General features: G+C 63.7%; 10 protein-coding genes and 1 pseudogene. 1 reads left to right on the top strand and 10 read right to left on the bottom strand.

The genetic code is table 11. From position 1 onward, the window contains the following. From Q0288_RS06035 to Q0288_RS05990, 10 genes are all read right to left on the bottom strand, one after another. Window positions 1–374 (bottom strand): ArsR family transcriptional regulator (locus Q0288_RS06035; RefSeq protein ID WP_299428677.1); only part of this gene is annotated, 374 nt, incomplete at its 3' end. Between the two features lie 300 nt (window positions 375–674). After that, window positions 675–1442, bottom strand: a complete 768-nt coding sequence (locus Q0288_RS06030) for a hypothetical protein (RefSeq protein ID WP_299428674.1) — start codon at window positions 1440–1442, stop codon at window positions 675–677. A 501-nt stretch (window positions 1443–1943) separates the two neighbouring features. After that, complete coding sequence (locus tag Q0288_RS06025; protein ID WP_299428671.1) at window positions 1944–2381, bottom strand: hypothetical protein; 438 nt, start codon at window positions 2379–2381, stop codon at window positions 1944–1946. Between the two features lie 24 nt (window positions 2382–2405). Then, on the bottom strand, window positions 2406–4562 hold the full coding sequence (locus tag Q0288_RS06020) for a DEAD/DEAH box helicase (protein ID WP_299428668.1): 2157 nt from the start codon (window positions 4560–4562) through the stop codon (window positions 2406–2408). Between the two features lie 78 nt (window positions 4563–4640). Next, window positions 4641–5612: a DUF6094 domain-containing protein gene (locus Q0288_RS06015; protein WP_299428665.1), complete on the bottom strand. Its 972-nt coding sequence runs from the start codon at window positions 5610–5612 to the stop codon at window positions 4641–4643. Continuing rightward, a complete protein-coding gene (locus Q0288_RS06010; RefSeq protein WP_299428662.1) occupies window positions 5602–6147 on the bottom strand; it encodes a hypothetical protein in 546 nt (181 codons plus the stop codon). Before Q0288_RS06010 ends, Q0288_RS06015 begins: the two co-directional genes overlap by 11 nt. Before the next feature lie 136 nt (window positions 6148–6283). Beyond that, entirely contained in the window at window positions 6284–6622 is a 339-nt protein-coding gene (locus tag Q0288_RS06005) for a hypothetical protein (protein WP_299428659.1), read from the bottom strand. A 38-nt stretch (window positions 6623–6660) separates the two neighbouring features. After that, window positions 6661–7593, bottom strand: coding sequence for a bifunctional DNA primase/polymerase (locus Q0288_RS06000; protein ID WP_299428656.1), 933 nt, complete (start codon window positions 7591–7593; stop codon window positions 6661–6663). Between the two features lie 7 nt (window positions 7594–7600). Then, window positions 7601–7921, bottom strand: a complete 321-nt coding sequence (locus Q0288_RS05995; RefSeq protein ID WP_299428653.1) for a hypothetical protein — start codon at window positions 7919–7921, stop codon at window positions 7601–7603. A gap of 294 nt (window positions 7922–8215) precedes the next feature. Further along, a complete protein-coding gene (locus Q0288_RS05990; protein ID WP_299428650.1) occupies window positions 8216–9712 on the bottom strand; it encodes a DUF4832 domain-containing protein in 1497 nt (498 codons plus the stop codon). Window positions 9713–9731: 19 nt separating this feature from the next. Here Q0288_RS05990 and Q0288_RS18055 point away from each other — a divergent pair. After that, a pseudogene (locus tag Q0288_RS18055) lies at window positions 9732–9887 on the top strand (hypothetical protein); the annotation flags it as partial.

Below are 9887 nucleotides of genomic sequence, written 5' to 3'. Positions count from 1 at the left end.
ATCGAATGATACTCGTAGAACGCCTTCAGCCCCGGCGAAATCGGGTTGCGGTCGTTGAACGACTCGGGCACGAGCATTGCCAGAGCGTGCGGCAGGCTCATCCCCGCCATCACGAAATACTCGAGCACATTGTCGAGCGACGCCGAGTCGCTCATGCCCAGCACCGCCGAGAGGTCGCAGACGCAGAGTTCGCCCGCCGCTTGCAGGGCCACCAGGATGCGCATCCTGGTGGGGTCGGCCACGGCCTTGAGGAGTTCGGACGCCCCGCCGATCAGCTCCGCCGGGGGCATCGCGCCCCTGGCCATCGCCACCGCCGCAGGGTGAAGGACGTTGGTCTCGCAGGCCTCGGCGTCCGCCGGTGTTGATACGGGCATATCACTATCAACTTATCACACGCCCGCCGCGCCGAACGTACCCCAGTTCCCGCCGCCCCGAGCCGCCGGGCGGCACCTCGACGCGCCCGAACCCCGACCGTGCGCCGCCGCCGGAGACACGCCCCGGCCTCGGCTCGAGCCTCGCCTAGCCATCGCGTTGTGGTGGCGAATGCCCCCGGCTCGTCAGCCAAACCATGCCTGTGCGCGGCCTTTTGGCACAGCCAGCGGCCAGTCAAACTAAAGCGTAGGGGTGCCGCCGACCAGCGCATCCTGGTTCTTGCCCGACTTGTGAGCAGGTCGCTACCTCTGCTTTTTCTCGAGGCCCTTCGCTATAGCGGCCCTTATGGTCTGCGTCTGTTTTTGTCCTCGCCGCTTCAGCTCGGCCAAAAGGTTCGCGTCTACGTACAGCTTCACCTTGGAGAACTTACGGCCTTCGGCGAGCTCGAGGCCGCCCCGATCCCCGCCTTGCAGGTAGTCTTGCAGTGCGTCCTCAACCCAGTCGGTTCGCGTCCTGAGATGCTCGTCGCGCCTCTGATCCATCTGCTCGAGCCATGCGTCCTCGAGGCGAACCACCACCTGAACGCGCTCGGCGGTCTTGGGGCGGCGCAACACCTGATGCACTTTGTTGAGCGGGACGTTCAGCCTTTCCGACACCGCCTTGTGGCCGCCGCCGGGGTTCTCCTTGAAGGCGGACTTGATCTCCCCTTCCCTGCCGACGTAAGTCCCCCGCCTGGCCCGCTGCGGCAGGAGTCCGTGACGCTTGGCCCACTGGCCGATCACGGCGGTGGAGCAGCCCGCCTCCCTGGCGACCTCCTCCTGGGTCTTGCCCTTGAGCGCCCGCTCGAGCCACCCCTTGTTCCAGTAGAGCGGCAGGCCGTAGCGCTTCAGCTCGGCCAGCGTCCAGTCCTGCTTGTAGGCGTAGATCAGCTTCAAGTCAACCTGCGAGAAGGCTTTCCTGGTGCCCACCGCCGACGGCGGAAGCCCCTGTGTCTTCACCTCCACCGCCGTCCAAACCCTGTCCTCGGTGAGGATTTGCTCGAGGGTTCGCTTGGTCTGAGGCTTCGACATCTCTCCCCATTGTATAAGCCCGCCAGCACACGCCCCGCCCCTCGAGGGACTGCACCAGCGCCAGCTCCTGCGGCAGCGGAGGGTAGCGCACATAGCAGATGCGGCCCCCGCCGTTGATGGGGCCGCTGCGCTCGACAACCCCAACAGGCGAAGGGTAAAAATCGGCGATGGTGCCGTCCCGCGTCAAGCTCTGGGCCTCCATCCGCCACCCTGGCCGACCCACCCCCTCAAACCACCCGTCCATCTCCTCGAGGCTGGCCACGGGCCAGACCAGCCCACTGTCCCCCAGTTCCTCCCGCCTAAAGCTGCGGCGAAACTCCCCGTAGCAGCCCACAGGCACGGCCAAGCAGTGGTACAAGCTGCGCCCGGCCCACATCCTGATGTCGCAGACCTGCCAGCAGGGAACCACCAAGTCGTACTGCACCGCGCCCCGCTGAAGCACGATGGCCCCAACTGCCAAGGGCGACTCACCCCCGGCAAAATCCCACAGGCCGTGCTGGTTCATGCTCGTTCCTCGAGCATGACGGGCTTTTGCTGCAACCCAGGCTCCACCCCGTACTGGCTACTCAACTCGTCCAACCAAGGCTGGGCGATGTAGCGCCAATTGGGGGCCACGAACTGCACCCGGTCGTGAAATCCCACCTTGCTGTACATCTTGTCCGCCTCGCTGAAATGAACCCAGAGGGTGTTCTCAGCTCTGGGCCGTATAAAGCCGCCCACGGTGGGCAGCTCGAGGGTCTCCACCACCTCGGTCTTGACCTTGTGGCAGACCGTCTCGATGGCGTTGGTGACGGAGGTGTTCTCGTGTTGGTCGTGGTCGTGCAGCAGTACCATGCAGCCGCCCAAGCCGTCCACATACACGCTGACCTCCACCAGACCGTTGCCCTGCCAAAAGCCAGGGTACTCAAACTCACTCGCAAAATAAGCACGTCCACGCATAGTGTCTCCTTTCTCGGGGGGCGGCTAGGCCGCCCTCACATCGAACAACATCCCCACCTCCGAACCCACCACCTTTTTCCTGCGGCCCGTACCCAAGGTCACTGGGGCATCGAAGTACACCACCTGGGGCAACTCACTCAGGCTCACCACCTTGGGGGCGGTCACTAGGGCGGTGACGGGTGGGTTCTCGCCAATCATGCGGTCGGCCTCAACCGTGCTAAAGACCACCCGTTCGATCTTCTCGGCCCTGACGAGGCTCTTGGCCAGGGCCAAAAAGGTGTCCTCAACGACCATCGAATCCAGCCCCGTGCTGCTCAGTTCGCCCTCCAAGGCAAGGCTGCACTGGGCCTTACGGGCGATGAGGCTCAACATCCGCTCTTGCAAAGTACCCGCGTATACGTAGTGCAAGACCTTCACGGCTTGCTTCTGGGGGATGCGCCAGCCGCGCCTCGAGGCTTGCCGCATCACATAGGTGCTGATTTCGCCCTGGTAGAAAATGAAAGTCTGGAAGTCAATCAGGTCGAGGCCCGTCTGTACCAGCTTGGGGTGGCAGATCACCACGTCCACACCTGCGTTTACCTGACGTTCCACCCACGCCTCGCGCTTCTCGGCGGGTACGGTGGTGCTTTTGAGCACCGCCACCCGGTGGCCGCGCTCGGTCAGCAGGTCGCGCAGGCGTTTGGTGATGTCGCGCTTCTCGGTTCCTTGAACGTACACCCACACCCGGCGGCCCTGTTCCCGTTCGGCCCGCATGTCCTCGAGCAACCGCCCCTCTTTGGGGTAGATTTCCTCCGCGCTCAGGGCGGGGGCGGTAAGCACGGTGTGGCGTTTGCCAAACTTGTCCTTGACCGTGATTTCCTCGCCCCGGTAGGGCGTATCGCAGTAGTGCAAGAGGCTTTGCAGCATGGCCCCCAGCAGTCGCCTGTCCTTCATGCGCAGGGCTTCCTTGACTTTTTGGGTCAGCGCTCCCTCGAACTCGCGGTACGCTTCGCGCTGCGCCCCCAGCTCCACCATCACCACGTCCTCGCTGTAGGAGGGCAGGTGGTCGCTGATGTCGCTCAGGCGCAGGTACACCACGTTATCCAGCAGACGCGGTAGCAAGAGGGGCGAGACCCCTGGAATCTCGCGGCTCCGCACGGTGGCGCTTTTGCGTCCGCTGCTGCGCCCGTCCTCCTGCTCGGCGTAGGTGGTGATTTCTTCTACCAGGCCGTAATACTGGATAAAGCGAGCCTCCTCGCTGTAATTGAATTGTTTGCGGATGGCGGGGCTAAAGCGGTGCAGCAGGCTAAAGAGGTTGGAGGCATAGCCGCCGTACAAAGTACCCGTGAGGGCCAACGACCGACCGCAGACCTCAGCCAATGACCCCGCAATGCGGCCCTGTGCGCTCTCGGTGGCCTTGTACTCTTGCACCTCGTCCAAAATCAACAGCCCGAAGAACCCACGGGGCATCTTGCGCTTGATGTACTCGCCCAGCGGGTAGCGGCGGGGGCCTTGGTTGCTGACCTGCCAAAGGGGCGTGTTACAGGTGCGGGTGGTCTGCTCGCCACGGTTGTCCCTGCCGCGAATCTCGGCCTTGCAGTAGCGCTTGGTGTCCTCGAGGTCGGCCCGGTGCAAGCGCTCCTCTTTCTCGAGTAACTCCTGCCCACACGCGGGGCAGCACAGGGCCTTGTAGCGGGAACCCGCATGTCCAAAGCTGCGGTAGTGCAACACAGGCTCCCAGTAGCTCCCCAGCTTGGCCGTCTCTCGGCTCATCACGAAAAAACCCTCGCGGCCCGTGCGGTGGATTTCCTCGAGGTCGCTCACACTACGCACCACCTGGGCATGTACCCCTGACAACGCCACCTGCACCTCCCGTACCCACTTTTCTACTAGGTGGGGTGGGCACAGCACCAAGACTCGTTTGAACTGCACCAGTTGGGCAGCAACGATGGCTTGATAGGTTTTCCCGCTTCCCATCTCGGCAACCAGCAGCGTGCCCTTGTTGACCTTGAGGGAGTGCTCGAGGGCTTTCAGCGCGTCGGCTTGACGACCGAGGGGGCGGCGCTTGAGGCTGGGCAGTTCTACAGGATGCTGGCCCAGCTCAACGTGTGGCGGGTACAGATTGCTAAGGGAGCCTTTGATGGCCTCGCCATAAGTGCCGATGAAGTCGGCAAGGTTCATTGAGGTGTCAGCGAATTGCACATCTTAGTATACTAAATCTTTTTATAAAGTCAAATGTGTTTTGCTAATAACGAAAAGCCCCCGGTTGGGGGCTGGCGCTCAGTTCTCGATGGGTGTTAACTCCTTGCTCTGCTCTTCCACTTTTATCAGCTCGGCGCTCTTTAAGTCGAGCATGGTGATGCTGCTGGTCAGATACTCGGTCTCGCGGGTCTGGTTGCCCTCGCTCACCGTGCGGGTGTTTTTCTTAACCATGCCCCGCAGTAAGAATCGCTGGCCCTGGTGGGCTATCACCGTGCCGTTGACCAAGCCCCCGGCAACCAGCATTGCCAGGTGTCCCTCGCGCCAGGGCAAGAGCGGTCTGGCCCCCTCGAGGCTCTCCACCTTGACAGCATCCCATAAAAGATTCCAGGCTTTGCCCTGCATTGCTTCGGCCACCATCTGGGCCTCGTCCATCCCCGCCATGTAGACCTCGGCCCCCCGTCCTTGGGGAATGCGGTACTCGAACTCACCCCCCTCGAGCGGCTCCACCGCTGGCAAACCCGCGCTCAAAGCACCCCCACGCTTGACCCCGAAAATTACCACCTGCTGGTACGCCTTGTACTCTTCTTCGGGAAAGCGGTAAATAGACAGCTTGTCAAACCAGGTGGTGAGTACCCCCTTGGCGGCCTCCAAGTAGTGCTCGGGGATGATGTAGATCAAGACCCCGCCGACCACGAGGCTCGAGAGGTAGTGGCGCAAGAACTTGACCTCGAGGCGCTCGCCGCCGTCGGTGTAGTCATACGGGGGGTTGAGGAACAGCAGCGAAAAGCCCTCGGCCTTATGGTCAAACGCATCGCCTTGAAAAACCTGCTTGAGTCGGTTCTTACTCAGCGCGGCCCGCCCCGCCTCGAGTTCAATCCCCACGGTGTGGGCCTCGATCTGCCGCCCGATTTTGGCAGCCGCCACCCCTTCACCCGCACAGGGGTCAAGCAGGCTGCTGTTGTAGTTGCGCCCCAAGTGGGTAGCGATGAGGGCCAGCACGCTCTCAGGGGTCGGGTAAAAACCCGCCTGTGCCCGTCCCTCAAGCCGCATGGGCCACCTCCCACCCCATGTCCTCGACCCGCAGCTCGCCCGTGTATACGGCTTGCCTCACGGCCTGCTCGAGCAGGTGGTGGGTCTTTACCTTGGCCCCCATCATCCCGAAGCCCTCGAGGGGGGTAATCATAGCGTGGGCCACCGCCCAGTCCCACAGCCACCCGGCCCAACTTTTGTGCAAGGGAAGTTCGTAGGCAGTGTTCAACCAAGCAAAGAATTGCTCCTGAATGTGAGGTAGGTTTCTCCCCACCAAGTAGCCCGACTCGAGCAGCTTCCTGTCGTACATCAGGGTGTGCCACCTGCCGCAGGGCAGGCGCTCGCCCTTGCTGGTGTAGCTGCTCATGGGGTTAAGGCCGACGTGGCGGCTGCCGCCTCCTAAAGCCATCAGCAAAACCGACTCGTGCTTGAACAGACGGGCGGTGATGGCGTGTACCCCCTCGCGGCTGCCCACCGTCGAGGCCAGCACTAAGCGGCGGTCATCCACCAAAACGGCAGCCAAAGTTGCGCGGTATCCAGCGGCGGTTATGTACATACCATAGTATACTAAATCTTTTTATAAAGTCAAGTAGATTGCATACTCCAGACAGCAGGTTAACCTCCCGCACGCTGAGCAAACAAAGACCCCACAATCAAACTGTGGGGTCACAACCTTGTTGCATTTTCGGCGGTTAGACGGCCTCGAGCCTCGACCACAACGCACTCACCGACACCACTTCCCCGCCTTCTCCCCTGGCCTCGAGGTCTACCCGCGCCACCCTTCCCGATTTGACCAGCACCTCAGCAGCCTTCACCGCATCAAAGACCGAATCAAAGCAGGCTTCGGCAAGACCAAACCAGTCGGCCTCGTCCATGCTTAGAATGCGCTCCCCATCCAGCCGAAGCACATAAGCGACTACCCCCTCAGCCTGGCGGTTGTCGCTGTCAGTTACCACCGACGAAACTTCACCGTCAAAGTCCGACACTTCGCTCACCATGCCACCCTCAACCAACACCAGAACTTGATTCATAATCCCTCCCCGTTCAAAACCTTCTCGAGTTTCCGCGCTCATCTCCCCTCCCCTGCCGACAGGGCCTGCAAGGCTTTGCCTCTATCGCCCCGATGCACCAATACGCACCACACGTCAAAGGCATCCAGCGCGTGGCCGTCGTGAAGCTGGGCCGAGAGCGGGTCAGAGGCGTGCTGTGAGTAGAGCTTTTGCTTGCCGCCGACGGTGGCTATAGAAACCCCCGCGACACCGCTGCTGGAGCCGGGGGCCAGGTAGCGCTTACCCTGCTTTACATAGCCGTGCTCGAGCAGCAGCCCGCCGATGTCGGTGCGGGCGTTGAAGGCACAGATCAGCTCGTGCAGACCAGCCTTGGACACACCCTTTTTGGGCCTCGAGTTGCTCCTCGGCTCCGGCGGTTGATAGTCCGGCGACAGGGCTTCGAGCTCGCTCTTGATCTCCTCCCAGTGCTGCCAAAGGTCTAGCAGACCGTGGGGCATCTCGGGCAACTCCTCGAGGCTCTGGGGCACCCGAGGCCGCCACCTGTAGGGCATCCCAGTGTCGGGGTGGATCGAGGGCGGCAGCACGTCCTGTACCAGCCCGGTGCGTAGCTCGAGGACGTTGCGGCGGCCCCGGCCCACAGCCCACGAGAGGGCGCGGGTCGTGAGTTGGCCCGGCGGTCGCCGGAACAGCGGCTTGACCCCCTTCTTGCCCTCGATGCAAAAGCCCTCGAGCAGCTCTTCCGCCACGATCCCCGCCACCTCAAATACGTCCCGTGCTGCCGCCCAGTCGTCCACGTCCAGCACCGCCGTGTGCAGATGCAGCAGGCCGATGTTGTCGTCAGGGTAGCGCTGCCAGTGGGCCTCGGCCTGGGCCGGGGTGGTGAGGGGCTTCTGGTTCCACCGCGCATACCTCGCCGCCTTGCTGCGCGGTCTGAGTGGAACCAGAGGTAAACTTCGCTCTGCGTAAGCAACCGCCCAATCGCGCAGGGTCATAGAGTTCCTAAGCGGATTTCGACAACCCAGCCCAAGACCCCTCGAGGGCTCCCCTCAGCGCGGCGTAGAGCTGCGCCAACGCAGGGCTCCCCTCCCCGCGACCCAAAGTGAGGCAAAGGTCAACAAACAAACCTACGGCCTGCGTGGGGTTGAATCCCAGCCAGACCTCGGCCTCGCCATAAGACTGCTCGAGGCCCTCCCACAGCGCCTCGGAAATCGGCAGGGCCAGACTTGCGGCAGGTGCAACCAGATGGAGCGCGGTGGCGCGTGGAAGCGCACAGACCACCAAAGCAGGGCTGGCGTTGCCACTCACGGGTATTTGGGTCATGTTGTCCTCGAGTCGCTGGCAGATCCCCCAGCGGGGCGAAAGGGCTTGCTCACTCGCCCGTACAACCGCCGTTGTTCCTGGCCTCCTTGGCAGATGCCTTTAGCGGCAGGGTTCGCGGAAGCCTAGCCCCTTGACCCACTGGATTCGGCGCGGCGGTTTTCCGCGCCGAGGGCTAGGCTGTAGCGGTTCGTGCCGCTAATCTGGCAAGGAGGAGGCCAGAACAAACAGGGTTTTGATTAAGCACGACCCCACACGACCGGGTGAGGCGTGTGGGGCGGGTTGTTCAAAGATTTGCTACTGAACTTGAACGGTGGCGTTCAGGCTGTTGTACCCCGTGCCGGACTCCCACGAATCGGGATTGGCCAGCCGCACCGCGTACTCGGGCCGGTTGGCCAGGCGGAAGGACTCGTCGGGCAGGTGCAAGAACAGGTCGTAGGTGCCGCGTGCGAGGCTGGCGGGCAGGGCCAGGTTCAGCCCGACCTGGCTGGCCCCCGGCCTCCAGTCGCGGGCATCGGCGATGTCCAGGGACACGGTGGCGCGGCTGGAGCGCTCGCGCAGCACCAGGCGCACCGGGCGGGGGTTGGCGATGGCGGCGAAGCCGTCGTTGGCGAGGTTGAGCTGGCCCACCAGGCGGCCCCCGGGGCTGACCTGGCCGGGCAGGGTGGCGCTCGAGAGGCGGTAGCGGTAGCCCAGGCGGCGGCTGATGGTGTCGTAGATGCCCCACTGCCGCCAGCGCTCCACCGGGCCGAAGTCGTTGGCGATGCTGGTCCAGCGGAAGCGCTCGAGCTCGGCCAGTTGGCCCTCGGGCGTGCGGCGGTTGTAGGGGTCGGAGCCCGACTCCGGCACGTCGCCGCACATCTCGCCGGTCACCGGAACCCCCTGCGCGGTCAGGCGCTGCAAGTAGGCCCGGTCGTCGTCGCGGGCCGCGCCGTCCCAGGCGTAGGTGCCCGCGTCGGACTGGTTGACCATGAAGCAGTCGTTGTGGTGGCCCAGTCGCGCCACCACGGCCTCGCTGCCGCTGGGGGCGATCAGGCGCAGGTCGGCCACGGTGCGCAGTTGGACGCGGCGGCTGGGCAGGGCCTGGGCCAGCAGGTTGAAGATCTCCCGCTTGTCGCCAGGATTGTCCAGGCCCGAGAGGCTGGAATGCCACTCCCCCCAGGCCCCAATGAAGCCCGATTGCAGGGCCAGGATCACGTCGCTGTATTCGCGCAAAATCGGGGTCAGTTGGCGGATGTGCTCCAGCACCACCCACTTGGGCGCGTCGGCCTCCGCCGGATTCCAGGTGTACCAGAAGCGCAGCGTGACCTTGAGGCCGTGGCTGCGGACGGCCTCGAGCTGGCCCCGGATTTGCTCGAGGTAGCCCTGGGGGATGGGGCCGCTCTTGAAGTCCTGCAAGCGCACGTAGGCTTGCAGCAGGGTGTTGCCGCGAGCCCGTTCCCCGGCGAGGTCGCCGAAGCCGATCAGTTGCACCCCGCGCCGGAAGCCGCGCTCGGGGTTGGGGAAGATCTCGTTGCTGGCGGCGTAGGTGATGGTGCGGCTGGCGGGAGTGGGGGTCGGGGTCAACCCTGCGCCGCTCAGGGGGATGTCACGGATGGGGGAATTGCCCAGCCCCGAGCGCATGGCGATGGTGCGGAGGCGGGCGCTGGGGCTGAGGGTCAGCGGGGCACTGTACCAGGGGCTGCGCCAATCGGGCTCGGAGCCGTCGGTGGTGTAGCGGATCAAGGCCCCCTCGGTCAGGGTTCGCAGGCTGACCTGTACGCCGCTGCTTCCGCGCACCAAAGAGGCCCCCACCGCACCCACCTTGTCAGAGGTGCGCGCCTTGGTGCTCGAGCATGTGCACGCCCTTCACCAATTTTATGGTGATTATCAGGGTGTGCGTTTTGCTCGCAAGCATGTGGCCTGGTACCTGGAAAAGATGCTGGAAAGCGGCGACGCCGCGGGCGTGATCGTCGAGCGCGATGGCCTG

The sequence above is a fragment of the uncultured Meiothermus sp. genome, from assembly GCF_937863175.1.
Taxonomy (GTDB): Bacteria; Deinococcota; Deinococci; order Deinococcales; family Thermaceae; genus Meiothermus.
This window is presented reverse-complemented; position numbering and strand designations above follow the sequence as displayed.